This is a genomic window from Micromonospora sp. WMMD967 (assembly GCF_029626165.1).
In the GTDB taxonomy this organism is placed as follows: domain Bacteria; phylum Actinomycetota; class Actinomycetes; order Mycobacteriales; family Micromonosporaceae; genus Micromonospora; species Micromonospora taraxaci.
On record NZ_JARUBK010000001.1, the window covers coordinates 4,383,134 to 4,408,628 of the forward strand.

Here is a 25,495-nt window from a genome sequence, read left to right on the forward strand (position 1 = left end):
GATCCTTACGTAGACGTGGCAGTGAATTCCCAGGTGACGGTGCCGCTCGTGCCCTGGTACGCGTTACTGGCACCGGACTGGATCCGCACCTCGAAGCAGAACCGCAGCTGCGGTGTAGCGCCGCTCGGCACGGTGATGGCGGAGGAGACCGGCGAACCGGGCACCGAGGTGATCGCCGAGTAGCTGGGCCCGACGATCCACGTGGGCGTGCCGGTGAAGGCGGCGGCAGCGCAGGTGGTGCTGGTGGTGGCGGTCCGCACCGCGCGGTACTCGAGGGCGGGCAGGAGAGCGCCGGAGTTGTTCGACGAACTGGTGAGCGCCACCGCGCCACCGACGGTCGTCGTCGCGGTCGTGCGGATGTCGAGGAAGGCGTAGAAGGACACCGTGGGGGACATCGCCGTCGCGTTGAACGCCAACGTGGCGGCATTGGCCGCCGGAGTGTGGCTGGCCCAGGTGCTGGACGCGGTCTGCGATTCGGTGCCGAAGATGCTGGCGCCGAACGACCCGGTGCCGTACTCGCTGTCGGTCCACGCGGCGAGCGTGGACGTCGTTCCCAGGCCGAGAACGAGCGCGCCGGCGAGTACGGCACGGGTCCGGCGGAGCCGTGGTGTCCCGGCCGGTGTCCGACGGTTGACCACGGCCGCCACCTATACGGATTCGGCCAGGAGTTGCCAGGTTTCCGTAACCGATGTGCCCTGCACCAGCGTGGGTCCCGCCGTGACGACGAAGCAGAGGTTCACCGCAGCGCCCGGAGTCGTGGGAGGGGTGCCCTGCGTCAGGTTGAACGGCACCGCTCCGGCGACCGAGTTGAGCGGCGTGCCCTGTGCCACGATCCAGGTCGGTGTCGTGGGCGTCGCGCTGCAGTTGGCGAAGGCGGGGACGGTCGCGATCCCGTAGGTGAGGCCGACGAAGCCGGGTGGAGCGGGGGTGGCCGATGCCACGGTGACTGTGGCGTCGTACGTCGTCGCCGCGGTCAGGCGGACGGCGAACGGTGCGGCGACTACGTCACCGGGGCTGATGTCGTCGAAGCCGGTGCTGAAGACCAGTGCTGCCGCCGTGCCAGCCGTGGGGTGTTCCGCGTAGGTGGTGCCGTTCGTGCTGCCCTCCATGCTGAAGGTGCCCGCGGTGAACGTGCCTGTCGCGTACTCCGAGTCGTTCCAGGCGGCGAGGGTGATCGTCGCTCCGAGGCCGAGGGCGATCCCTCCGGCCAGAATCGCCTTGAGCTTGCGACGGGTTCCTCGGCTGCTCGAATCTCTCAATGTGTCCTCCTCGGTGCGACGCTTGTGGCTGTCCTGGGTCGTGACAGTGGCGCACCGGTGATCTGACCGGCCGTCGCCGTTGTGCAGCCGCCGGTCGAACAGAGGTGATCTGGCGGGGGCTGTCACGCAAGGGACACGATATGCCGACAATGACGACAAAAGGCATGAAAGAGGACAAAAGTCCGAGGCGAACCTCTTCAGTGGTGGTGGCTGCGGCAACCGGGCGGGCTGCGCCCGCAGGTGCCGGATTGTCGTGCCGATCCGTTGCCGGCTATCGACCGGTGTCCCGAAGGACGGCTACCCTGTGGCCCCCAGACCATCGATGTGAGGAGATGCGATGGCGCGTCGCACCGGCCGGCCCTCGTACCTGTCCGAGAAGCCCGATGATCGTCGTCGTCGCACAGCGCGCATCGTGGCGGTGGCGGGGGCCATCGCACTGGTCACCGCGCTGCTCGGCGGCCTCGTCGGCTACCAGGTGGGCCGCCCGGACGCCACTGCGGAGACCATCGCGAGCATCCAGGAAGCCGACGCGAAACGGGACGCCCAGCAGATCGTCGAGCTGATCGAGACGGCCCGCCGCGTCCGCGACCAGATCGCCCCCGTCCTGGCCGCCGTCAAGGAGGAGAAGTCCGCCGGGCGGGCGCCGGATGCGGGTCGGGCGCGTACCTGGCAGGAGACCATGCGCAAGGCCGCCGAGCCGTTCGCCGACCCGCCCTCGGGGACGACCGCCACGAACGTGGCCCGGGGTGGTCTGCGCGGTGCGGTGCAGCAGGCGTCACTCGCCGTCGACACCTACGCCCTGGCGGCCGGTGTCCCCGCCGCCCACCAGGCGGCCCTGCTGGACATCAGCACGCGGCAGGCGGCCGAGGCGGCCACGGTCTGGTCGGTTGCGGCGACCCAGCTCGACCAGATCAGCATCGACGCCGGCCACGGCCACCAGCACGTGTTCCTGGACACAGACCCCCATGAAGGGGCGCTCACCCCGGACGGCGCGGCCGAGGGGACCGGCGGCTGAGACCCGTTGCGGCATGTCTGTCGGGTTTGCCGACGGGGGCCGTCGTGCCGCGTCGGCACGGCGGCCCCGGCGTGATCTTGGGGGCGGCTCGCTGGATCGGGTACGGTCGCTAATCGCAAAGTCTATGAACCAGATTGGCTTTCTATGCGATGGAAGCCGAATCGGAGGGACACAGCCGTGAGGTTCCCAAGCGCCGTGCGTCAGGCCGGTCTCGTCGTGGCGATCGCCGCCCTCGCGGTGACCGCGGGGTGCGCCAAGAAGGACGACAGCGAGGTCCAGGCGAGCGGGGTCAAGCTGGTCACGGCGGGCAAGCTGACCGTCTGCACCCACCTGCCGTACCCGCCGTTCCAGTCGAAGGACGCCAGCGGCACGGTGACCGGCTTCGACGTCGAGATCATGGACCTGGTGGCCAAGGAGTTGGGCGTCGAGCAGACGATCGTCGACACCCCGTTCGAGGGGATCAAGTCCGGTCAGGACCTGAACACCGGTAAGTGCGACGCGGCCGCCGCCGGCATGACGATCACCGACGAGCGCAAGAAGGTCCTGGACTTCTCCGACCCGTACTTCGATGCCACCCAGGCGCTGCTGGTGAAGACCGGCAAGGCGTACAAGTCTCTCGACGACCTCAAGGGCAAGAAGCTGGGCGTCCAGGCGGCCACCACGGGTCGTGACTACGCCAAGAAGTTCGAGGCGGAGAAGGGCCTGCAGCTCGTCGAGTTCGAGGACCTCGCCGCCCTGCAGCAGGCTGTCTCCAACGGCCAGGTCGAGGCCGCCGTCAACGACCTGCCGGTCTGGACCGAGTACCTGAAGAAGAACCCGGGCGGGTTCGAGGTGGCCGCCGAGTTCAACACCGGCGAGCAGTACGGCTTCCCCGTGAAGAAGGCCGCCAACCCGGAGTTGCTCAAGAAGATCAACGAGGTGCTGGCCAAGGCCAAGCAGGACGGCACGTACGACACGATCTACGAGAAGTGGATCGGCAAGCGGCCGAGCGCCTGATCACACACGTGTAGTGCCGGAGGGCGCGCGTCCCGCGCGCCCTCCGTGTCGGTAACTCCGGGAAGGCAACGAGCCAACGTGAAGCTGCGACGCCGCCAGCGGGAGCGGCTGTCCCTCGGGATCCAGTACCTGGTCTTCATCGCCGTCATCGCCGCGGTGGCCTTCGCCGCGGACTGGGGCCGGTTGGCCGACGCGTTCTTCCGCGTCGACATCATCACGTCGATGTTCCCGACGATCATCACCGTCGCGCTGCGCAACACCGTCCTCTACACGCTCGGCGCGTTCGCTTTCGGCCTCGTGTTCGGCACCGTCCTCGCCCTGATGCGGCTGTCCCGGGTGGCGCCGTACCGCTGGGTGGCGACGGCGTACATCGAGCTGTTCCGGGGCCTGCCCGCGCTGCTGGTGCTCTTCCTCGTCGGCTACGGCATCCCGATCGCCTTCCCGGAGCGGGAGATCCCGGGTGGCGTGTTCGGGTCGATTGCGATCGGCCTCGGGTTGACCGCCGCGGCCTACATGGCCGAGACCATCCGCGCCGGCATCCAGGCCGTCCCCAAGGGCCAGATGGAGGCGGCGCGCACCCTCGGCATGTCGCACTTCACCGCGATGCGCACGATCGTCATCCCGCAGGCGTTCCGGATCGTCATCCCACCGCTGACGAACGAACTCATCCTGCTCACCAAGGACTCGTCGCTGGCCTACGTGCTGGGCGTGACGGCGCAGACCATCGAGATCACCAAGTTCGGTCGGGACATGCTCAACGACCGGGTGAACGCCACCCCGCTGCTGGTGGCGGGCCTCGCCTACCTGATCATCACCCTGCCCCTGTCCCAGGTGGTACGTCGCCTCGAACTCCGCTACGCCAAGGCCCGGTGACCCCATGACGACGACCCCGTCCCGACCTGCCGTCGAGATCCGCGACCTGCACAAGTCCTTCGGTCCGCTCGAGGTGCTCAAGGGCATCGACTTCGAGGTCGGCCAGGGCGAGGTGGTCTGCGTCATCGGCCCGTCCGGGTCCGGCAAGTCGACGCTGCTGCGTTGCGTCGACCTGTTGGAGGAGCCGACGGCCGGGCGGATCTGGGTGAACGGGGTCGAGATGACCGACCCGGACGTCGAGATCGACGCGGCCCGCCGCAGCATCGGCATGGTCTTCCAGTCGTTCAACCTGTTCCCGCACCTAACCGTGCTGAACAACCTCACCATCGCTCAGCGCCGGGTGCTGCGGCGTGGCCGTGCCGAGGCCGAGCGGATCGCTCGGCTCAACCTGGACCGGGTCGGGCTGAGCGACAAGGCCGACGCCTTCCCGGCGCAACTCTCCGGCGGGCAGCAGCAGCGGGCGGCGATCGCCCGGTCGCTGTCGATGGAGCCGAAGCTGATGCTCTTCGACGAGCCGACCTCCGCGCTCGACCCGGAGCTGGTGGGCGACGTGCTCACCGTCATGCGCAAGCTGGCCGAGGACGGCATGACGATGATGGTGGTGACGCACGAGATGGCGTTCGCCCGCGACGTCGCCGACCGGGTCGTCTTCATGGACGGTGGGGTGGTGGTCGAGCAGGGACCGCCGCAGGAGGTGCTCGGCGCACCGAAGCACGAGCGGACCCGCGCGTTCCTCTCCCGGGTCCTCGACCCGACCCACGTCACCGAGTAGCTCCCGACCGGGCTCGGGCGGTCGGCGCAGCCGACGGACTTAGGTGACCGTCGGTAACCGCCGTCGGAGCGGTCACGGCAGGCAGCGATATACCTCAGAGTCATAAAAATGACCCTGAGGTATATCGCTCAACAGCACATCGAGTCGGCGGCCAGCCACAGCGGCTGACGGGCGAGCACGGCCGTGAAGTGGCGGACCACCGCCTCGCGCCGCGGACGGCGGTAGCGTGTCAGCTTCATGTCAATCGACGGCCGTCGTGATGTCAAGGTAATCTTTTTGCAATCAGACCTGTACTTTCGTCGATGGATTACATAAGTTGCTGTCATCCACCGAAAGTTCTGAGCCTTCCGAGCAAAGTTCGCGACGAGCCTCATCCTCAGTCGTGCTACCGCCCCCGTGCTCGGGTCGATGCACCCTGCCCTCGTCGCGTCTTCGCCCGGTTGGGAACGGAGACCCATGGACGATCACGCTGGTGGCCCCCACCGCCACCTCTCCCGCAGATCGCTGATCGCCAGCGGAGCGCTCGCCGCCGGAGCGTTGGGCGCGTCCGCCCCCGCGATCGGCGCCGCGTTCGGGGGCAGCCCCGCGCGGGCCGCCGCGGGCGTCACCAAGAAGATCACTATCTACGCCGAGCAGCTGCCGGGCAACCTGTTCGGCTACGGCCTGGCACCCGGGCAGGCCACCGTCCCGGGGCCGATCCTGGAGATGTACGAGGGTGACACCCTGGAGATCACCCTGGTCAACACCACCACGCAGCGGCTGTCCATCCACCCGCACGGGGTGGACTACAGCACCGACTCCGACGGCAGCCCGTTCAACGCCTCGTTCAACAACCCCGGCGAGACGCGGACGTACGTCTGGCGCTCCCACGAGATGGTGGCCGCCGCCGGCCGGCGGTACATGCCGGGCAGTGCCGGCTACTGGCACTACCACGACCACGCGATGGGCACCGACCACGGCACCGGCGGTGTCGCCAAGGGCCTGTACGGAGCGCTGATCGTCCGGCGGCGCGGCGACATCCTGCCGTCGAAGCAGTTCACGGCCGTGTTCCACGACATGATGATCAACAACAAGATGGCCCCGGCGACCCCGATGTTCGAGGCGAACCTGGGCGAGCGCGTCGAGTGGATCGCCATCGGGCACGGCAACCTGTTCCACACCTTCCACCTGCACGCCCACCGGTGGGCCGACAACCGCACCGGGATGTTGGAGGGGCCGAGCGACCCCAGCCTGGTCGTCGACAACAAGGACCTCAACCCGGGCAGTTCGTTCGGTTTCCAGGTGCTGGCCGGCGAGGGCGTCGGACCAGGGGCGTGGATGTACCACTGCCACGTGCAGACGCACTCCGACGGCGGCATGGCCGGGATCTTCCTGGTGCGCAACGCCGACGGCAGCATGCCACCGGGCGCCGAGGAGGCGATCCACCGGTTCCAGGGCCACACCCACACGCACGGAAGCTGACCGAAAGTGGGGACGGGGATGACCAGGACGATACGACGAGCCCTCGCGGCGGCAGCCGCCATCGCGACACTGATTCCCGCGACGACGGCAGCAGCCGCGCCGCGACCGGCAGCCGCCCCGCAGGCGGCGCAACCACAGAGGACAGCTGTCCTCGTGTTCCACGGGCCGGTGGCCGAGCAGCAGGACCCGGTGGCCCGCGCGGTGGACACCATCAAACAGCTTGGTGCCGGTCATGACATCGATGTCACGGCCACCACGGACCCCGGCGTGTTCACCACGGCAGGGCTGTCCGCGTACCGCAGCGTGGTCTTCCTTTCCGCGACGGGCGCCGCGCTCAACCGCGACCAGGAGTCGGCGCTGCAGAGCTACATGAAGGCCGGCGGCGGCTTCGTCGGCATCGCCGACGCGGCGCGCGCCCAGGTCGACTCGACCTGGTTCACCGGCCTGATCGGCACCCGCCCGGCCGGCGCCATCCCGGTGGCCGAGCCGGTGGCCCGGGTGACCGCCAGCGGCGAGAACCCCCCGAACGAGACCAAGGAAAAGCTGACCGACGGCGACGCCAACACCAAGTGGCTGGTCCGCACCCCGACCGGCTGGGTGGCCTACGAGCTGGCCGCCGCCAAGCGGGTGACCGGGTACGCGTTGACGTCGGCCAACGACTCCTCCGGCCGCGACCCGAAGGACTGGACCCTGCAGGGCTCCACCGACGGTCAGAACTGGTCCGACCTGGACCGGCGCACCGGCCAGGCCTTCCCCGACCGGTTCCAGACCCGCCGGTTCGACATCGCCACCCCGCAGGAGTTCACCCGCTACCGCCTGAACATCACCGCGAACAGCGGGGAGCCACTGACCCAGTTGGCCGACCTGCGCCTGTTCACCGGCAGCACCACCGCCCCGGAGCCTCCCGCCGTGAACCGCGCGGTGGTGAACATCCTGGACCGCAAACACCCGGCCACGGCGTCGCTGCCGCTGACCATCACCCGTTCCGACCGGTGGGAGAACTGGGACCCGAACCCGATCGGCACCGTGCACACCCTCGCCCAGGTCGAGGAACGGCACTACAACGCGGGGGCGGCCGCCAACGGCCCGTTCCACCCGGTCTCCTGGTGCCGGGACTACGACGGCGGCCGGTCGTTCTACACCGGCATGGGCCACACCGAGGGCAGCTACGGTGAGGAGGCCTTCCGCACCCACCTCACCGGGGCGCTGAACTGGACCACCGGCCGCGTACGCGGTGACTGCCAGGCCACGATCGCCGCGAACTACAAGGTGGAGCGGCTCACCGCCGCCAACCAGACCGGGCAGCTCGACCAGATCGGCGAGCCGCACGGGCTCACCATCGCGCCGGACGGCACTGTCTTCTACGTCGGCAAGGCCGCCTGCCCGAGCGGCCCGATCGCGGACTGGAACAACCCGAACGTCGGCAAGGGCTGCGGCACCATCCACTCGTGGGACCCGCGGACCAAGCAGGTCAAGCTGCTCACGACCCTGGAGGTGATGGGCAACCGGGGCAGCGGCTCCGAGTTGGTGAAGAACGAGGAGGGCCTGCTCGGCATCGTGCCCGACCCGAAGTTCGCCGAGAACGGCTGGCTCTACGTCTACTGGATGCCGCACGACTCGGTCGACCGGGTGAAGCGCGTCGGGCAGCGAACGGTCTCCCGGTTCACCTACGACCGGCAGGCGCAGACCGTCGACCAGAGCACCCGCAAGGATCTGCTCCAGTTCCCGGTGCAGATCCACAGCTGCTGCCACGCCGGCGGCGGCATGGCGTTCGACGCCAAGGGCAACCTCTACGTCGGCTCCGGCGACAACAACTCCTCCGAGGGGTCGCAGGGCTACGCCGGCAACAACTGGACCCAGGAATACGAGGGGATCTCGTTCCAGGACGCCCGCCGTACGTCGGGTAACACCAACGACCTCGCTGGAAAGATCATCCGGATCCACCCGGAGGCGGACGGCACGTACACCATTCCCGAGGGGAACCTGTTCCCGCCGGGCACCGAGAAGACCCGCCCGGAGATCTACGTGATGGGCGTCCGGAACATCGCCCGCCTGCAGATCGATCCGGTGCACCAGTGGCTGACCGCCGGCTGGGTCGGCCCGGACGCCTCGTCGCCCAGCCCCACCCTGGGCCCGGCCAAGTACGAGACCGCCACCATCATCACCTCCGCCGGTAACCAGGGCTGGCCGTACTGCATGGGCAACCGGCAGCCGTACCGGGACCGCAGCAACACCGACGCGACGGTCCTGACCGGCTGGTACGACTGCGACAACCTGAAGAACGAGTCGCCCCGCAACACCGGACTGGTGGACATCCCGGCCGCCCGGGACAACATGATCTGGTATTCACCCGACGGCGGCGGCCCGGTGTTCCCGGAGCGCACCGACGGCAGCGGCCTCCCGACCTACGTCGCGGCCGACGCCACCTACACCCAGCCGTACCTGCGTGGCGGCGGGCAGGCCATCATGTCCGGCCCGACGTACCACCGCAGCCTCGTCGACACCGCCAGCGGCGTGGCGTGGCCGGAGCACTGGGACGGCAAGTGGTTCATCGGCGACCAGTCGAACGCGGCCAACCGGGTCGCGGTGACTGTCGACCCGGCCGGTGTGCCGCAGGCCGCCCCACCGGTGTACGCCGAATCGCTGCGGGCCATCATCCCGGGCGGCAACGGCGACACGCGGCTGCAGAGCTGGATGGACGCCAAGTTCGGCCCGGACGGCGCGCTCTACCTGCTGGACTACGGCGGCGGGTTCTTCAGCCTGCACCCCAACCAGAAGCTGATCCGGATCACCTACACCGGTGGCGCACCCACCCCCGTACCGGCGGCGAACTCCGTCGCCGTGCAGAACAAGCCCCTGACCATCGCCTTCGACGGCGCGCGTTCCGGCGGTGTCAGCCACCGGTGGGAGTTCGGCGACGGTGCCACGTCGACCGAGGCGAACCCCCGGCACACGTACGCCACAGTCGGCACCTACACCGCGAAGCTGACCGTCACGTACGCCGACGGTGAGACGGCGACGGTGCAGAGCACTGTCACGGTGGGCTGCGCGGTGCCGGACGACCGGCAGAACGTCTGGCTCGGTGACACCGACACGGGCGTGCCCAGTCGCACCGTCGGGCAGGGCTGCACGGCCAACGACCTGATCGACGACGAGAGCACCTGGTCCGACCACGACGGTTTCGTCCGGCACGTCAAGGCGGTGGCCCAGGCGTTGCAGGACGACGACCTGCTCAACGCCCGGGAGGCCGGCACCCTGACCCGGTTGGCCGCCGCGTCCGAGATCGGCCGGGACGGGCACACCGGGTACGAGCCGCTCTACGACGGCACCGCCGACTCGCTGCGCGCTTGGCAGCAGGCGCCGACCGGATCGTTCGCGATCCAGCCGGACGGTTCGCTGCGGCCCAGCGGAGGTCTGGGCATGCTCTGGCACACCAAGGAACTCGGTGACTTCTCGCTGCGGCTCCAGTTCAAGGACATCGCACCGGGCACCGGCCGGGCCAACACCGGCGTCTTCATCCGGTTCCCGGACCTGCGAACCCCTCTGGAGCAACGCCCGCCGGGCAGCTGTGGCACCGTCGGCTCGGCCCGGACCTCGACCGCGTGGATGGCGATCTACTGCGGACACGAGATCCAGATCTACGACGGCGACACCGGTGAGCCGCAGAAGACCGGCTCGGTCTACAACTTCGACCCGGTGCCGCTCGCCCAGGCCGGTGTGACGCCGAAGAACGAGTGGAACGACTACGAGATCCGCGTCGTCGGGCAGCACTACACGATGATCCGCAACGGCGTGGTGATCAACGAGTTCGACAACACGCCCGGCAAGCAGTCGTCGCGTGCCGGCGACCCCCCGACCGATCTGCGGCAGTTCCTGCGCGGCTTCATCGGTCTGCAGAACCACGGTGACAACGACCTGGCCGAGTTCCGCAACGTCCGCGTACGGGAACTCTAGGAGAGACGATGCCCCGACGAATAACGGCAGTGCTGGCGGCGCTCCTGCTCACGGTGACCCCGTGGGTGGCGACGCCGGCCTCCGCCGCCCCCCGAGCCGCGGCACAGGTGCTGACCTGGACCGCCGACGGCGACATCACCCGCTACAAGTCCGCGCCCACCACAGCGGTGGCCGGCGAGACCACGATCATCTGGGAGAACAGCGAGGCCACCGGCAACACCATCGGGATGCCGCACACGCTGACCTTCGACACCAGCAGCGAGGGCTACAACCACGACGTGACCCTCAACATCCTGGCCAGTCCGTTCGACGCGAACAACGGCCGCCACCAGGCGACAGTGACCCTCACCCCGGGCCGGTACCGCTACTTCTGCTCGATCCCCGGCCACAGCCAGATGGTCGGCGAACTGGTCGTCACCGAGGGCGGCGGGGGTGGCGACACCACACCGCCGACGGTGGCCGCCACCGTGGCGGGTGACCAGGACCCCGACGGCAACTACCTCGGCGCGGCCACGGTGACCGTCACGGCCACCGACGCCGACTCCGGTGTGGAGACCGTCGAGTACCAGGTCGACGACACGAGCTTCGCGCCGTACACCGAGCCGGTTCGGGTGACCGCGATCGGCGACCACTCGGTGCAGTTCCGGGCCACCGACCAGGCCGGCAACACCAGCACCGTCGGGTCGGTGTCGTTCCGGATCGTCGAGCCGGGGGAGGAGGACACCACCCCGCCGGAGGTGAAGGCCACACTGGCCGGCGACCGCGACGGCGACGGCAACTACGTCGGTACGGCCACCGCCACGCTGACCGCGACCGACGCCGGGTCCGGTGTCGCCACCATCGAATACTCGTTGGACGGCGCTGCCTTCACCGCGTACACGAGCCCGGTCGTCGTGACCGCTGTCGGGATGCACATGCTGCACTTCCGGGCCACCGACGTGGCCGGTAACACGTCGGCCGAGCAGATGTCGCACTTCACTGTCGTCGAGCCGCAGGCCGAGGACACCACGCCACCCACCGTCACCGCCACGGTGGCCGGTGACCGCAACGACGACGGCGCGTACGTCGGCGCAGCGACGGTCACCGTCACTGCCACCGACGCCGAGTCGGGCGTGGCGACTGTCGAGTACGCGCTGGACACCGGCGCCTGGACCGCGTACTCCGCTCCCGTCACCGTTCGCGCCACCGGAGCGCACACGGTGCGCGTGCGGGCGACGGACAAGGCGGGTAACGCCGCCGCCGAGCAGTCGACGACGTTCACAGTGGTGGCCGACGGCACCGACGCCTGCCCCGAGTCCGACACCCGGGCGACGGTGGTCATCGACGGTGACGACACCGGTGTCCGCAACGTCGACACCGGCAACGGCTGCACCATCAACGATCTGATCGACGAACACGCCGACTACCCCGGCCACGCCGAATTCGTCCGGCACGTCGAGGCGGTCACCCTCGCGTTGGTGACCGGCGGAACGCTCGACCGGCGACAGCAGGGCGCCATCGTCCGGGCCGCGGCCCGATCGGACGTCGGCGCATGAGTCCTCGAATCTTCTCGACAGGGAGTACCACGATGCCCGGACGTACCGTCGCCAAGCTGGCCACCGTGACCGCCGTCGTCGCCGCCTCGGTGCTGACCGTGGCCCCCACCGCCCACGCCGACCTGGTCACCCACTGCATCGGCACCGGCGGTGCGGTGACAGTGCCCAACGACCTGTACGTGCCGGCCGGCGAGTCCTGCGCGCTGACCGGCACCACCATCACCGGCAACGTCACCGTCGCCGCCGGCGGCAACCTGGTGGTGACCGGGGGCCGGATCAGCGGTGAGGTACGGGTTTCCGCGGACGGCTACCTCGACGCCACGCAGACCACAGTCGACGGTCAGGTGGTGCTCGCCGCCGGCGGGTACGGGATCTTCCTGAAGGACGCCCGGACCGGCACCGTGACCGTGCGGCCGAAGGGCAGCGCGACGATCGACAGCTTCCTGTTCGTGGAGGAGTCGACAGTCGCCGGCAACGTCACGGTCGGAGCCGGTGAGGTCCGGCTCGACCGGGGCACCCAGGTGGAGCGCAACCTCAGCAGCACCGGCACCTACTACACCGACCTGCACGACTCGTTCGTCGACGGCACGCTGTCGGTGCTCAATAGCGCCACCGGCAGCGTGGTGTGCGGCAGCGCGGTGCGCGGCAAGGCCACGTTCGCCGGCAACCTGGGCGGCGTGCAGGTCGGCCCGAACGGTGGGCTCGACAGCTGCGCCTCCGGTGGCTACTGGGGTGCCGACGTCAGCATCACCAGCACCACCGGTGGTGTCACGGTGGACGACAACATCATCAACGGCCAGTTGACGGTGACGGGCAACGACCCGGTCGCCCAGGTAGCCGCCAACAACCGGATCCGTGGTGGCGTGACCGGTGACCAGGCGGCGGCGACCACCAACCGGGCGGCGCGGGTGGCCGCTCCGGACCGCGAGGACGCCGGCGACCAGCGCGCCGAGGTTCGTCGTACCTCGGCGGTGCAGGAGGCCACCGAGGCGGGTGCGGCGAAGCTCTGACCGATCGACGCGACGGTGGCCGGTCGCCCTCTGGGTGACCGGCCACCGCCGTCGTATCGACCGGTTAGACGGTCTTCGCGTCGGTGCTGTTGGACAGGGAGTACGGAGTCCATGGCTGATCGACGAACTGCACAGGCCGCTCGATCGGCGAATGGGTATCCCGGCCTTCCTTGTCCTCGGCGACAAGAGGACTCGGCGCAGTAAGGGCGAGATGGTACTCCGCCCAGTAGACCGCGCTGGCTACGACGTAGTCCTCGATCGAGTCCGGCTTCAACAGGTAGATGTTCGTGTTGCGGGTCGGTCCGATCCTTGCCTGGATGGCGTCCTTTTCCTCGTCCGTGGGGTGTCGCAGATGGATCGGCCCTCCACCGGCCCAGCAAGAGATCCGCTCGATGTTCCTGAAGCAGATGTCGAGCACCCGGAACTCGCTGTCGCTGTGACCATCCTCGATCTCCGCGAGGGAGGGGAATCCACGGAACAACGCGTACCCGTGGCCGCCGTGCCGATAGCCGATGAGGCTGAACGACCTGGGATCGGTGAATCCCAGCTTGCCGCGTACCAGGGTCAACGGAAGACCGTCCTTCTGCCCGCCGACTCCGGCTGTTCCGACAGCGCCCGTACGTGCGTCACGTCACCGACGTGTTGTAGCGATCGAGCGTTGCCTTGGACGTTGAAGCGTCTTGGAAGACAAGCTCCCACGGGCCGGTGTTTACGTCCATGTCCTTGCCGAATCCAACCCACTTTCCGGCTATCCGGCGACCCGTGGGCTCGGCCAGGAGCTGAACCGCGCCGTGATACCGGGCGCCCCGGTAGTAGCCGGCGGGGTCGGTCTGCTCCACCCACGTGCCTGTGACAACGGCACCGTCCACGGTCAGGTCCATCGAGAGCGACGAGGCCGCCGAGCCGGGCAGGCTGCGCACGGTCAGCCTGTCGCCATGCTGAAGCATCACGACGAAGTGTTGCCCGGCGAAGGAGTCCCCCCGGCCGCTGGAGTAGTACTGATAGCGGCTGAGCCAAACACCTTCGTACGACCCGTGGACCGTGGCGGGCTTGGCCGTTGGTGTCGGCGTGGCCAGGCTGGACAGGGGAGAGGTGAGGTCGTGGCCACCCCGTTCGTCGTCAATGACGTGTTCGCCGGGCACCGAGGCGAAGCCCAGTAGCGAGATGGGTAGGCCGGTGACGACCTCCAGCGCGCGGGCGTAGACGGGGCGCGGCGCGGTGATCGCGCCCGACTCCCATCGTTGGACGAGTCTCTTGTTGGCGTCGTTGGGTTCGCCGACGCGGTGGCCGGCAGCCTGGAGCGCGCGAGCGAAGTCGTCTTGGCTCATGCGCATTCCGGTACGGACAGCGCGCAACGCGGTGTTGGGGGCGGCCATGACCGCCACGATAGCGCTATGTCGCCTGAATGTCGTCACCAATGTGTCCTGTCTGTCGCATGTTGTGCCGTCGCAACCGGTGACGCTCCGACGTCATTGTGAGACTGCGATGGCGCAGGGGGCGCTGCCGCGTTTCGGTGACGGAGGTGGCAATGCCGGGTAAGGGTGGCGAGCCAGCGGCAGGCCGGGGCGAGCAAATCCAGGCGGCCGAGCGGGAAGCGGCCAAGCGGCGGCTTCTTGCCGAGGCGGAGGCGGATCGAATACCGGTGGAGGAGACCACGCGGGCGGTGCCGGATCGGCGGTGGCTTCGTGGGCGGCATTGAGCTGGTGCCGGTCGGGCGGCGGGTGGCGTCCTTGCGGGGCCGTCCGATCAACTGCGGCCGGTGGCCCAGCCAGGACGGCCCGGAGTGACGACGCACCATCCGGTCAAGCCGGCCTGGACGTGCGGCGGGTGTGCGCGGGAGTGGCCTTGCCGGATCCGGCGCTGGGAGTTGCGAGCCGAGTACGACCGAGCCCCGGTGTCGCTGGCCCTCTACCTGGCCGCCCATCTCGTCGACGCCACTCAGGACCTGGCCCACGTTCCCGCCAGCTACCTGCATCACCGCTTCCTCGGCTGGACTCGATGAGCATCCTGCGACCCGGTGATGAGAAGTTCCACTACAGCGACGGCTCGCACAAGTGGATCCCGCCGGACCCGGACTACGACCAGGCTGTCTGGGACGAGCAGGTCCGCCAGCACAAGCACGGCCACCTCAGGAACGAGCGGCCGAAGGTCCGCATCCAGCGCCTCGTCTGATGCCAACAGTGCCGGTGCCGTCCGTGACGACGTCGAACTACCCGAGGTCTACGCCTTGCTGGTCACCACCTCCCTTGCCGCCGCACACGGATCTCGACGGAGAGGTGAAAGCCCGCGCATTCGCGTAGTCGAGCAGACGTACGCGGCGGTCTCGTCACGGCCCGTGCTTGCGCGGCGGTGCCGGCGTCGGAAGAATTCCCGGCCATGTCGGAAGATCACCAGCCAGAGTCCGGCGAGGACGAGACGGACATCGAGAACTGCGTCGCCAGCTGCCCGATCGACGCGAAGTTGGCCGATCAGCTCATCGGGTTGGCCGACCTACCCTGGCACGAGCCGGCCGTCACCAGCCGGGCGATGCGGAACCTCGACTGGTCCACCGACGGGGTGCCGACCGACGAGGCGCGCTTCGTCACCCCGGCCGGTCATGCCGTCTACACCGACTACGGCCTCTACCTGCCCTTCGTCCACTACTACGTGGTGGGCGGGGAGCTGTGGCCGGACGACTTCTGGGGCTCGCAGCCCGGCTGGACGAGCGAGCGGGGCGCCGGGCGCGTGGAGTTCGAGGCGTACCTCGACGCGGCGATCGACAGGTTCGCCGAACGGCTCGGCCCACCGGAGTGCGACGTCCGGACCGAGGGCAGGTACCTCGCCATCGGTAGCTACTCCTGGCGGTACGCGGCCTGGCGGCGGGGCGGCACCATCCTCGTGGTCGGGCCTGCCCTGGACGGCTACTCCTACGGCCAGGACGAGGAGGCCGTCGTCTACATCGGCGAGTTCGCCGAGGACCGGGCGTTCCCGGCAGCCGCCGACTTCCTCAACCTGCTGCGCAAGTAGGTCGGTGAGCCGACGAGGCGGGGCTGGTCCGACGGCTTCGGACCCGACTGCCGCGAGGTCCCCGGCGTTGGGCCCAGCACCGTCACCCGGTGGGCTCAGTCGTCGCGGGCATCGACCACTCGACGGTGACGGCGAAGTTGGCCTCCGTAGCCGTGCGGGCGACCACCACACCAGCCTCCGCCGTCAGCTTGATACCGAACTCGACGGTGACCCGGTCCGGGGTCTTCGCCATACCCCGGACGCTGTCCAGAACCGCCTCGGCCGCCGGCCGGACCCGTGCGAGCGCCTGCTGGAGTGTCTCCCCGGCGGTGCGCACGACCTCGCCGGGCCGACCGACCCGCTCGATACCGGTCCGGTCGTCGGAGACCTCGATCAGAACCGTCTCGCCTCCGTCGACCGGCATCGCCACGACGTGTGTCATCCCGCAACTCCTCTGGGGTCGGTAAGCCCTGGGCGCAGCGTACGACTCAGCCGCACGGGCGCTCGGTCGCACCTGAGTGCCGTTTGATCACGGCCCGCTCGGTCCCGTCGTAAGGGCGCTCGTTGAGGGAACAGAGATGCTCCATCCACACCTCGGGCCTCAGCCGCAACGAACGGGTCTGCTCGGCGTCAGACAGCGACAGGAGATCACCGGCCAGGGTCCAGCGGGTCGGGCTGGCCGCCAGGGTCAGGGTTGCCAGCAGCTTTCCACTATTGTCATCCCAGAACTGAGCAACCGGCTTGAGTGATTGGGACACGGTCAGCAGCCTGCCGTCGGGGGTGAAGCCGAGCACCGCGTCGATCTGGCCGGCGGGGATGCTGCTCTCGGCCCGACTCCCATCCACGTCAATGATCTTGACCTGCTCGTTGCTCGATCGGACGGCGAGGCGAGACCCGGTCACATCAAAGACGGGCGTGCCCGGACCTCTCGCCGCGCCGACCGTGAAGGTCGCGATCGCCCGCCGCCGGTCGATGTTCCAGATCTCCACCTCACCATTGGGCTCGACGACAGCGACCTCGCCGGGATGCCCCGGCCTCGGCAGTGGTGACATGACCGCCAGCAGGGCCGAATGCTGCTGCGTCGAAAGGTCGGTTCTCAGCGGTACGGGACCGTCCGTCATGGCTCCGGTCGCGGTGTCCCAGCGGGTCAGCAGACCGGCGTGCAACACGATCACCCGGCCGTCGCCGTCCGCCGCCACCGAGCTCGCCCAGGCGGACATGCCGGGCTCGTTCGGCGGGGTCCCGATCTCGGGCTGTACGGGTAGTCGCATCCGATGCTCGACAGTCAGCTCGGGAATCGAGTAGGCGACCAACTCATCACCCTGAACCATCAGGAAGCGGGTGCCGTCGCTCGTGAAGCCGCACCAGAATCCCTTGAAGATCACCTTCGCGGCGTCGGTCGTCGGCGTGCCGGTGGCGCTGGCGATTGTCAGTCGCGTTTCGACGTCCACCAGATCGATGCGGCCGGTCTCGCCGTTGACAGCCACCTCCCAGCGGTCGTCCGGGCTACCGAGGCTGAGCGACCCGAACGGCCGCGCAGGCCCCTGCTTCGGCTGTTCGGGTGCCGGCGGCTGCGGGGCGGTCGCCGCCAGCCGGTAGCCCTGGTTCCGGTCCCCGACGAGGGCGACGACACGGCCGTCCGGCCGGCCGAACAGCGCGATGCGGTGGGACTGCCTCAGCGGGTTGAAGTCGATCGGTGGTGTGGTGAACCGGTAGGTCTGGCCTGTCCGTAAGTCGGTGACGCTGATCTCGGAGTTCGAGTCGGAGACGTCGAACGAGTTGGCGGAGACCAGGTACGGCGGACCGTCAAGCCTCAGAATAGGCGTCGCACATGAGCGCATCGGGACCGTCCGCAGGGCTTCGCCGGTCGCCACATCGGTGACCTGCACCAGGTCCCGATCCGGATCGCAGTGGGCGAGAAGTGAGCCGTTGCTGACGGGCTGCGGGTCCACCGACTCCGGCACGGGCAGAGCCTTCAGGAGTCGCCCGGTGTCGAGTTGGTGCAGGCGTGCTACCCCGTACCCGACGAGCAGCAGGGTGTCGGTTCGAGGACCGAACGACACCGAGGTGAGCGAGCTGGCGGGAAGGGCTGGTGCCGTAACCCGGACCGGCTGGCCGTCCTCGACCGTCCAGACCAGGATCTGCGACGTCTCCGACCGCTCGCTGTGCGACCACACCATGAACCGGCTGCCGTCGGGGGAGAACGACACCGAACTGGTCTGCCCGTTGACGCTCAGGTCGTCGCGTGTCGTCTGCCTGGCCAGCTCGATCGGCTCGCTGCGCTGCGCGATGTCCCAGAGCGCGACGCGGCCGAGGCCGCTGCTGTAGCCGAGGTGACGGCCGGAAGGGCTGAGCGCGAAGGTGCCGCCCTCCCAGCCGCCGCCGGTGGTCGGCAGTCGCCACTGCTGGGGGTTCTCGCCGTTCATGCCGGTCCACACCGCAGGCAGGCCTGACTTGTTGACGAAGACCACGGTCGACCCGTCGGAGCTCGCGAGGATCTTGTCCAGGTCGCCCTTCCACGCGTCCTGGTAGATCCGCTCCACAAACTGGAGGGCCGCGTACCAGGTGAAGGTCACGCCCGATGCCTCGGCTGTCTGGTCATGATGCCACGCAGCCTGTGCCAACTGCAGGGACGCGCGGGGGTCGGTGGCGCGTTGCCGACTCGCCTCATCGGCGAGCGCTCGCGACGCCGCGGTACGGAGGCGAGCGTCGGCCTGGTGGGTCTGCCGGGCGGCGACCACCGCGAGGCCGCTGGCGACCAGGGCCAGGAGCGAGATCACAACGACCACCGACCGCAGCACCCAGGCTCTGCGCCGTTCTCCGGCGCTGCTCGACGTGATGTAAGCGCGCTCGGCGGGCCCGATGTCCTCGGGGTGCTCCCGCTCCCACCTGTTCGCGGTGGCGAGGGCGACCCCGCGCAGCAGGCCACCGGCGTCCCGGCCGGCGGCCTCCCAGGCGGCGAGTCGGACTCGCAGCCCCTCCTGCCAGCCGCGAAAGTCGCGCTCGTGGATCAGCCATTCCCGCAGCCCCTGCCATTGCCGGAGCAGCGCTTGATGGGCGAGGTCGGCGATCTCGGCACCGTCGGCGGCTCTGCTGACAACAACCAGTCGGCTGGCCGCGAGCCGCCCCAGGACCGGTCGGAGGTCGTCGTTCAGGTCGGCGAGCCGGACTGGTCGACGCAGGAAGTCACCACTGTCCTCGGGGCGGGCCAACTGGGTGAAGAGCCGCCGGGCGGCCAGGCGATCCGAGGCCGGCAGCGCGTCGTAGACGTCGTCGGCGTACCTGGCCAGGGCACCGGACACACCGCCCAACTCCTCGTACGAGCGATGGGTCAACGTGCTGGTGCTCCGCCGTTTCCAGAGCTGCGCGAGGGTGAACTCGACCAGCGGTAGTTGCCCGGGCTCGGTGCCGGTGTCGTCGATGATCCGGCTCACCAACCCGGGTTCGAAATCGACGTCGGCAGCCGTGACGACCTCGTGCAACTGGTCGCGGGTCATCGGGGGAACAAACACCATCCCCACTGTGGCGGCCTCCGCGGTGTCCTCCGTTACCAGCAAGTCCAGTGCGCCGGACCGCATCGTCAGTACGGCGTGCAGCCTCGGAGTGCCGTCCGCGCGATGTGGAGCGACGTGGAGCAGGTCGTGCAGGAGCCGCCACAGCCGCTGGGCGTCCTCGGCTGCCAACTCCTCGAACTGGTCGCAGAACAGCAGCAGGCCACCGTCGCCGGCCTTCTCGACCAACTGGTCGGCGAGCCAGGACAGCGTCCGGGTCGGTGTGGTGTCGAGCATGTCCGCCAGTGCTTCGGCTTCATCGTGCTGACCCACCCCGGGCAGTGTCGGGTCCAGGACGCCGATGACCGCGTTGGCGAGCAGCGAGGTGGATCGGGCGCCGGGCAGCGGGCGGAAGGTGGTGACCAGCATGCCGAGCCTGCGCAGCGATGGCGTCAGCCCGGCGTACACCAGCGAGGACTTACCGCTGCCGGACGGCCCGACGAGGGTCACCAGGGGATGCCGCTCGACCTGTCTGATCACTTGCTTGGTCAGCGCCTCGCGACCGCGGAAGTACGCCGAATGCTCTTCGAGGAACGGTTCCAGCCCTCGGTAGGGGGAGGTCTCGGTCGGGTCCGGCGCGGCGATGTCCGGGTGAGCCTCGACCAGGGTCCGGACCGGAATCAGGTACGCCGTGGTGTTGCCGCGTTCGGCCGCCACCACCATGCCGATGATCCCGGCCGCAGGGCTCCACACCGGGGAGCCGCTGAACCCCTGGCCGATCCCTCTCTGGTGCGGCGGTGACTCGACCTGCAACCAGCCGGCCCCCTGCCGGGCACGGAGCTCGGCCTCGACCCATACGCCGTACTCGTCGGTCAGATCGGCGGGGAAGCCGAAAACCCGGACCTTGTCCCCCCAATCAGGTTCGGTCAGAGTGAGACGGGCGGGGTGAATGCCCACCGGCGGCCGTCGGTCGAGTCGCAGCACAGCGGTGTCACCACTGCCGTCGAGCCGGGCGGGCCACCAGCTCACCACGGAACCCTGATAAGAGCTCCCCGGCGCGTCGTCACCGACCAGCGGGAACTCGATAGTGACGGTCTCCGTCGGTGCCGCGGCGTCGAAGTGGTCACCCCCGAGCGCCGCGCTGACGACATGGGCGCAGGTGATGACGAGATCGGCTGTGACGAGAAATGCCGTGCCAACCACCTGGCCGGACCGCCCTCGCAGGCGCCCGAGCGCGGCGGCCGGTGAAATGTCCTCGGCCATGGCGCTCCCGGGTCGGTCGGGCAACCAATCGAAGCGGGAGCCCGTCGTTCGCTGATGCTATCGAACAGCGCCGGTGGTCAATGCCCCTGTTTCTGCGGCATCCTGCTTCGTGACGGCCGCCGGTGAGCGTCGCATCTGCTGACGGCGGCAGCGGGGTCCTGGCCCCGTGTGGGGGAGTTGTGCCGCCGCCGTCAGGAGATGCGGTGCTGCCGTGCCTAGAAGTTGCCGGCCGAGTTGCACTTCACGCCCTGGTCGAGGCAGTTGCGGACCCGGGCGGCGAGCGCCTCGTCCTTCCACGCGTTGAAGAAGTCCGCGTGCATGGAGAACGAGGTGCCGGACGCGAGGGTGATGCCGTCGGTGTTCGCGCTCAGCGGGTACGAGATCACGAAGGACACCGAGGGGACCGGCACCGGGTGGCTCTTCGGGCACGCCCCGGTGTGGTCGCCGTTGGCCATGTGCGCCTTGTGGTTCGGGCTGTCCAGGTGCTTGCCGTCCCAGCAGTCCGGGAAGGTGATCTGGCGGACGATGTTCGCGGTCTTGGCGCAGACCGGGAACGTCTTGTCCGCGCTGCGGCCGACCTCGCCGCCGATGCCGGCGCACCAGAAGTGGTTGCCCTGCTTGTCCGGGGTGTCGACCTGGTTCTTCGCGTCGCCGGTGATCATGCGAAGTCCGAACGGGAAGGGCTGGGTCTTGCTCGGGTCCTTCAGGCGGGATCCGTAGTAGACGGTCACCTCCGTCGGGTCGACGACCTTGCCGTTCTGGTACATCGTCGGCACCCAGTAGGCGGACTGGTCGTCCGGCGAGTTGCAGGTGGTCGCCTTCGACGCCCGCAACGACTCGGCGGTCGAGTTGGCGTCGGTCGACTTGTTGCCCCAGAACGTGTGGTTGTGGGAGCCGCCGACCAGCTTCGGCAGCACGATCGGGTCGTCGCTGTTGTGGTGGCTGACCTTGCAGCCGACGTTGAACTCGGGCACCTTGACCGGGTTGCCGGTCACCGGCTTGGGCTTGCGCGCGAAGAACGCCTTCGTCGCGGCGGCCTGCGCGGCGGCGTCGATGGTGATCCAACCACCGGACGCGGTGGGCGGGGCGGCGCTGGTCGACGGGGTCGCCGGCTTACCGGAGGGGGACGGGGTGGCCGAGGCGCTCGGAGCGCCCGGCGTGGCCGACGCGTCGCCGGGGGCGGCGGACGTGGGCGTCTGCGGGTCGGAGGAGCCGATGCCGGTGTCGCTGGAGGGGCTTGACGCGCCGGGAGCTCCCGGAATGTCCTTGCAACCGCCGGCGAACGCCACACCCACCAACAGCAGGGCGGTCACGGAACGGCGGAGCCTGGGAGTGGATCGCATATTGAACAAGAGGGGTCACCTTTCTTCCGAGAAGGAAGAGTACGAGTTGACCCCCTGCCTGATTCCAGCTGAGACGTTTAAGTCTGTCTTAAAACTCATTCCGCGATTGCTCGATACGCTGTGCGGAGCGGTCCGGCTGTCGATTCAGTCTCAATTCTTTGATTTTCTTCGAAAAACTGTAATCGGGTTCGGTGTGGATACTCCACCGCCGGGCGAGCTCGGTCGGCCACACCGTTTCCAGGCCGTGGTCGGTGGCGTAGAGCAGGTAGGGCCGCAACTCGGGGGCGTCCTCGAGGTCGCGGAGCAGCACGTACAGGCGAGCTGATCTCGCCGCCAGGAACGGTTGGGCGGCGAGCAGGCCCCGGAATGCCCCGAACGGCCAATCCGTACCCAGAAGTTTCCTTGCCCGCGCCAGCAGCTGAACCCGGTCGACCGGAATCCCGTCGACATAGACGTCGGCGGTTGGCGGCAGGTCTGGCTCCGGGTCCGCCGGCAGAGCGAACCCGGAGCCCAGCCACACCTCGAACCCTGGGGCGATGACAGTGAGGTCGACCTCGCCGAGCCCGCCCAGGTCGGCCGAGAACACCGGGCCGCCGCCGTCGCACCTGAGGAAGAATCCCCGATCGCCTTCCTGGGCGATCATGAGGTAGCCCGTGAGCCACTCGCCGATGTCGTAGGTCGTGTTGCGCTCCGGCAGGGATTCCAGGCAGTACACGCTCACTCCCTCAGCGGTGATGTCGTCGGTGATTGATGCCAGCCATCGCTGGTAGGCGGTGTCCGTCCGGGAAACGAGCTGGTCGACCATCGCCACCGCCGGCTCCTACCTGTCGTCACCGGGCGCGGACACGCCCGCGCCGGCAGGCCCCAACCTGATATTCCGAAGCCGACAACCTAGCCCACCCGCACCGCAGGAGTCAGCACGCGCAACTCCTGATCGAGTACGCGGCAGCATGCCGTTTACGACTTTCTTTCGTGATTGCCGGAAACGGCACGGTCAGTGTGAGCGGCGGGAAAGAATTGCGGGCACGCGAACACGAGAGCAGGGGACGGTCGATGGGGTTGTGGCGACGGCTGGCGCTGGTGGTGGTGTCCGTCGTGGCCACGCCGCTGGTCCTCGGTGGATGCACCACCGACCGCAAGGCCCCCGTGCGGCCCGTCGAACGGGAGGTGCCGGCGCCGGAGGTGACTCTGACGCCCGCCGATCGGTCCCGCGACGTGCCGGTCAGCGCCGAGGTCACCGCGCGGGTCACCGGCGGAACGGTCGTCGTCGTCCGCATCGCCGACGACAAGGGCATGCTGGTCAGGGCGGAACGTCGGGAGGACGGCTCGGCCTGGGTGCCCACCGTCGCGTTGCGACCGCGGAGCACCTACACCGTCGAGGCGGTCGCCGTCGGCGACTCCGGCCGGACCACCACCCGTACGACGACCTTCACCACGATGGCGACGTCGACGAAACCGCAGGTGACCAGCACGCTGTACTTCGCCGACGGCCGGACGTACGGCACGGCCATGCCGGTGACCATCGGCTTCGATCCGCCCGTCGCCAGGGCGGTCCGCGCCGACGTGCAGCGTCGGCTGTTCGTCACGACGAACCCACCGCAGCCCGGGGCCTGGTCCTGGCTGGACGACGGCAGTCAGGTCTACTACCGCGCCCCCGACTTCTGGCGACCGGGCACCACGATCAGCGTCCGCGCCGGTCTGGAGGGTCTGCCGATCGGCGAGAACCTTGTCGGAGACGCCGACCGCACCGCGACGTCCCGGATCGGACGTCAGGTGGCACTCGAGGTCGACAACGCCACGAAGCAGATGCGCGTGCTGCGCGACGGCACGGTGATCCGCAGGATCCCGGTCAGCCTGGGCAGGCCGAGCACCCCGACGTCCAGCGGCAAGATGGTGATCATGGAGAAGCACCAGCGCACCACCTTCGACACCCGCGGCGAGCCGAACGGCGGCTACGTGGTGAACGTCGCGGACGCGCAACGCCTCACCTGGGGCGGTGAGTTCATCCACGCAGCACCCTGGTCCGTGTCGGATCAGGGGCACCGTAACGTGTCGCACGGCTGCACGAACATCTCGCCGGCCAACGCGGACTGGCTGATGACGTTCACCCAGATCGGTGATCTGGTCACCTTCACCGGCACCGAGGTCCGGCTGGAGGCGGGCAACGGCTGGACGGCCTGGAACACCAGTTGGGAGCAGTTCGTCAAGGGCAGTGCACTGCCCGTACCCACTGGTCCTTCGCCGGCCCCGCCCGCGACGCCGCGCCCGGGCGCGGTCGCGGGCGGCTCGTCGCCGCCGGGGCCCACCGGCTGAGCCGGCAGGCGACTATCGCCCGGTCGGGGCGTAGAAGGCGCTCGGATCGTTGGCGAGGGACGCCTTGACGTGTGCGCTCCACTCGTCGGCGAGGACCTCGATCCGGCCGGCTTCGATGCCGTCCAGGGCGACGCGTACGACGTCGGCGGGGTCCATCTTGTCGCCCTCGTAGTGGGCCATCATGTCGGTGTCGGCGGCGCCCAGGTGCAGGCCGCTCACCAGGGTCCCCTGGCCGGCGAGTTCCAGCCGGATGCCGTTGGTCAGGCTCCACTCGGCCGCCTTCGCCACGCCGTAGGCGTTGGCCCCGTCGTAGGAGAACCACGACAACGCCGACAGGACGTTGAGGATCGCCCCTCCGCCATTCGCGCCCAGCACCGGTGCGAACGCCCGGACCATGCTCAGGGTCCCCCAGAAGTGCGTGTCGAGCTCGGACCGGATCTTGCCCAGGTCTCCCTTCACCAGGTTGGTGAAGGTGGTGATGCCGGCGTTGTTGATCAGAAAGGTGACGTCGGGCGCGGCGGCGGCCGCCTGCTCGACGGAGCTCGGGTCGGTGATGTCCAGCCGTAGCTTCTCGACACCGGGAATGTCGATCTGCTCCGGGTTGCGGGCCGTGGCGTACACCTTGGCCGCGCCGCGCTCCAGCAGCTGTCGGGCGAAGTGCCGGCCGAGGCCACGGTTGGCCCCGGTGACCAGTGCGATCGAACCGTTGATCTGCATGACCTGTTGCCTCCTGGCGTGTGTCACTGACGAGCGGTACGCGAGCTACGCTAAAACCTGACGTGAACGTGAGGGACAAGGTCGTGTGGCGGGCGTCACCGGCCGGGGGAGGATCCATGCGCATCGGCGAACTCGCCACGGCGGCCGGCGTGTCGGTACGCGCCCTGCGCTACTACGAGGAGCAGGGCCTGCTGACCGCCGCACGCAGCAGTGGCGGGCAGCGTCACTACGGCGACGACGCGGTCGAGCGGGTGCACCTCATCCAGACGCTGTACTCGGCCGGCCTGACCAGCCGCACCATCCTGGACCTGCTGCCCTGCGTCGACGCGAAGGTCAACACGCCGGAGTCCCGGGCGCTGCTGCGCGCCGAACGTGACCGTATCGACGAGCAGATCACCCAACTCCGCAGCGCGCGGGACCGGCTCGACGCGGTCATCGCCTTCAGCGAGAGCCCGGCCAGCGGATGCACCCACGTGGAATTCGCCGCCGCGATGGTGGCGTAGCGGTT

Annotated in this window: 22 protein-coding genes; 13 read left to right on the forward strand and 9 right to left on the reverse strand. The window is 69.0% G+C overall.

Annotated features, from left to right (window positions below):
• Nucleotides 1–5: 5 nt before the first annotated feature.
• Nucleotides 6–638, reverse strand: coding sequence for a SipW-dependent-type signal peptide-containing protein (locus tag O7631_RS19635; RefSeq protein ID WP_278145554.1), 633 nt, complete (start codon nucleotides 636–638; stop codon nucleotides 6–8).
• A 9-nt stretch (nucleotides 639–647) separates the two neighbouring features.
• Nucleotides 648–1,259: a SipW-dependent-type signal peptide-containing protein gene (locus O7631_RS19640; RefSeq protein ID WP_278145555.1), complete on the reverse strand. Its 612-nt coding sequence runs from the start codon at nucleotides 1,257–1,259 to the stop codon at nucleotides 648–650.
• Between the two features lie 337 nt (nucleotides 1,260–1,596).
• Here O7631_RS19640 and O7631_RS19645 point away from each other — a divergent pair, with 337 nt between their 5' ends.
• The 8 genes from O7631_RS19645 to O7631_RS19680 all read left to right on the forward strand — a co-directional run bounded on the left by O7631_RS19645 (nucleotide 1,597) and on the right by O7631_RS19680 (nucleotide 12,875).
• Complete coding sequence (locus O7631_RS19645; protein ID WP_278145556.1) at nucleotides 1,597–2,274, forward strand: hypothetical protein; 678 nt, start codon at nucleotides 1,597–1,599, stop codon at nucleotides 2,272–2,274.
• Between the two features lie 177 nt (nucleotides 2,275–2,451).
• Nucleotides 2,452–3,270 carry a basic amino acid ABC transporter substrate-binding protein gene (locus O7631_RS19650; RefSeq protein ID WP_278145557.1) on the forward strand — a complete coding sequence of 273 codons (819 nt, stop codon included), beginning with the start codon at nucleotides 2,452–2,454 and terminating at the stop codon, nucleotides 3,268–3,270.
• A gap of 78 nt (nucleotides 3,271–3,348) precedes the next feature.
• Entirely contained in the window at nucleotides 3,349–4,143 is a 795-nt protein-coding gene (locus tag O7631_RS19655) for an amino acid ABC transporter permease (RefSeq protein WP_269678388.1), read from the forward strand.
• A 4-nt stretch (nucleotides 4,144–4,147) separates the two neighbouring features.
• Complete coding sequence (locus tag O7631_RS19660) at nucleotides 4,148–4,915, forward strand: amino acid ABC transporter ATP-binding protein (protein ID WP_278145558.1); 768 nt, start codon at nucleotides 4,148–4,150, stop codon at nucleotides 4,913–4,915.
• Between the two features lie 456 nt (nucleotides 4,916–5,371).
• Complete coding sequence (locus O7631_RS19665) at nucleotides 5,372–6,376, forward strand: multicopper oxidase domain-containing protein (RefSeq protein ID WP_269678391.1); 1,005 nt, start codon at nucleotides 5,372–5,374, stop codon at nucleotides 6,374–6,376.
• A gap of 18 nt (nucleotides 6,377–6,394) precedes the next feature.
• Nucleotides 6,395–10,330: a ThuA domain-containing protein gene (locus O7631_RS19670; RefSeq protein ID WP_278145559.1), complete on the forward strand. Its 3,936-nt coding sequence runs from the start codon at nucleotides 6,395–6,397 to the stop codon at nucleotides 10,328–10,330.
• A gap of 8 nt (nucleotides 10,331–10,338) precedes the next feature.
• Entirely contained in the window at nucleotides 10,339–11,865 is a 1,527-nt protein-coding gene (locus O7631_RS19675) for a plastocyanin/azurin family copper-binding protein (RefSeq protein WP_278145560.1), read from the forward strand.
• A gap of 32 nt (nucleotides 11,866–11,897) precedes the next feature.
• Complete coding sequence (locus O7631_RS19680) at nucleotides 11,898–12,875, forward strand: hypothetical protein (protein WP_278145561.1); 978 nt, start codon at nucleotides 11,898–11,900, stop codon at nucleotides 12,873–12,875.
• Nucleotides 12,876–12,939: 64 nt separating this feature from the next.
• On the opposite strand, the gene O7631_RS19685 is transcribed toward O7631_RS19680, so the two are convergent.
• Nucleotides 12,940–13,443 carry a hypothetical protein gene (locus O7631_RS19685; protein ID WP_278145562.1) on the reverse strand — a complete coding sequence of 168 codons (504 nt, stop codon included), beginning with the start codon at nucleotides 13,441–13,443 and terminating at the stop codon, nucleotides 12,940–12,942.
• A gap of 58 nt (nucleotides 13,444–13,501) precedes the next feature.
• Nucleotides 13,502–14,251 (reverse strand): XRE family transcriptional regulator, encoded by a 750-nt coding sequence (locus O7631_RS19690; RefSeq protein WP_278145563.1) that lies wholly within the window; start codon nucleotides 14,249–14,251, stop codon nucleotides 13,502–13,504.
• 407 nt (nucleotides 14,252–14,658) lie between these two features.
• Between O7631_RS19690 and O7631_RS19695 the strand changes: the two genes are divergently transcribed.
• The 3 genes from O7631_RS19695 to O7631_RS19705 all read left to right on the forward strand — a co-directional run bounded on the left by O7631_RS19695 (nucleotide 14,659) and on the right by O7631_RS19705 (nucleotide 15,881).
• Nucleotides 14,659–14,877 (forward strand): flavin reductase, encoded by a 219-nt coding sequence (locus tag O7631_RS19695; protein WP_278145564.1) that lies wholly within the window; start codon nucleotides 14,659–14,661, stop codon nucleotides 14,875–14,877.
• Nucleotides 14,874–15,047 carry a hypothetical protein gene (locus tag O7631_RS19700; protein WP_167393670.1) on the forward strand — a complete coding sequence of 58 codons (174 nt, stop codon included), beginning with the start codon at nucleotides 14,874–14,876 and terminating at the stop codon, nucleotides 15,045–15,047. Before O7631_RS19695 ends, O7631_RS19700 begins: the two co-directional genes overlap by 4 nt.
• A gap of 204 nt (nucleotides 15,048–15,251) precedes the next feature.
• Nucleotides 15,252–15,881: a hypothetical protein gene (locus O7631_RS19705; protein WP_278145565.1), complete on the forward strand. Its 630-nt coding sequence runs from the start codon at nucleotides 15,252–15,254 to the stop codon at nucleotides 15,879–15,881.
• An 82-nt stretch (nucleotides 15,882–15,963) separates the two neighbouring features.
• Here the strand turns inward: O7631_RS19705 and O7631_RS19710 are convergent, their stop codons facing one another.
• The 4 genes from O7631_RS19710 to O7631_RS19725 all read right to left on the reverse strand — a co-directional run bounded on the left by O7631_RS19710 (nucleotide 15,964) and on the right by O7631_RS19725 (nucleotide 22,768).
• Complete coding sequence (locus O7631_RS19710; RefSeq protein WP_269678399.1) at nucleotides 15,964–16,302, reverse strand: CU044_2847 family protein; 339 nt, start codon at nucleotides 16,300–16,302, stop codon at nucleotides 15,964–15,966.
• 46 nt (nucleotides 16,303–16,348) lie between these two features.
• Nucleotides 16,349–20,614 carry a trypsin-like peptidase domain-containing protein gene (locus O7631_RS19715; protein ID WP_278145566.1) on the reverse strand — a complete coding sequence of 1,422 codons (4,266 nt, stop codon included), beginning with the start codon at nucleotides 20,612–20,614 and terminating at the stop codon, nucleotides 16,349–16,351.
• Nucleotides 20,615–20,829: 215 nt separating this feature from the next.
• Nucleotides 20,830–21,927, reverse strand: coding sequence for a DUF1996 domain-containing protein (locus O7631_RS19720; RefSeq protein ID WP_278145567.1), 1,098 nt, complete (start codon nucleotides 21,925–21,927; stop codon nucleotides 20,830–20,832).
• A gap of 118 nt (nucleotides 21,928–22,045) precedes the next feature.
• On the reverse strand, nucleotides 22,046–22,768 hold the full coding sequence (locus tag O7631_RS19725; protein WP_278145568.1) for a hypothetical protein: 723 nt from the start codon (nucleotides 22,766–22,768) through the stop codon (nucleotides 22,046–22,048).
• Nucleotides 22,769–23,010: 242 nt separating this feature from the next.
• Here O7631_RS19725 and O7631_RS19730 point away from each other — a divergent pair, with 242 nt between their 5' ends.
• A complete protein-coding gene (locus tag O7631_RS19730) occupies nucleotides 23,011–24,270 on the forward strand; it encodes an Ig-like domain-containing protein (RefSeq protein WP_278145569.1) in 1,260 nt (419 codons plus the stop codon).
• Nucleotides 24,271–24,282: 12 nt separating this feature from the next.
• Here the strand turns inward: O7631_RS19730 and O7631_RS19735 are convergent, their stop codons facing one another.
• Nucleotides 24,283–24,987, reverse strand: a complete 705-nt coding sequence (locus tag O7631_RS19735; protein ID WP_278145570.1) for an SDR family oxidoreductase — start codon at nucleotides 24,985–24,987, stop codon at nucleotides 24,283–24,285.
• Nucleotides 24,988–25,103: 116 nt separating this feature from the next.
• Here O7631_RS19735 and O7631_RS19740 point away from each other — a divergent pair, with 116 nt between their 5' ends.
• A complete protein-coding gene (locus tag O7631_RS19740) occupies nucleotides 25,104–25,490 on the forward strand; it encodes a MerR family transcriptional regulator (protein ID WP_278145571.1) in 387 nt (128 codons plus the stop codon).
• Nucleotides 25,491–25,495: the final 5 nt, after the last annotated feature.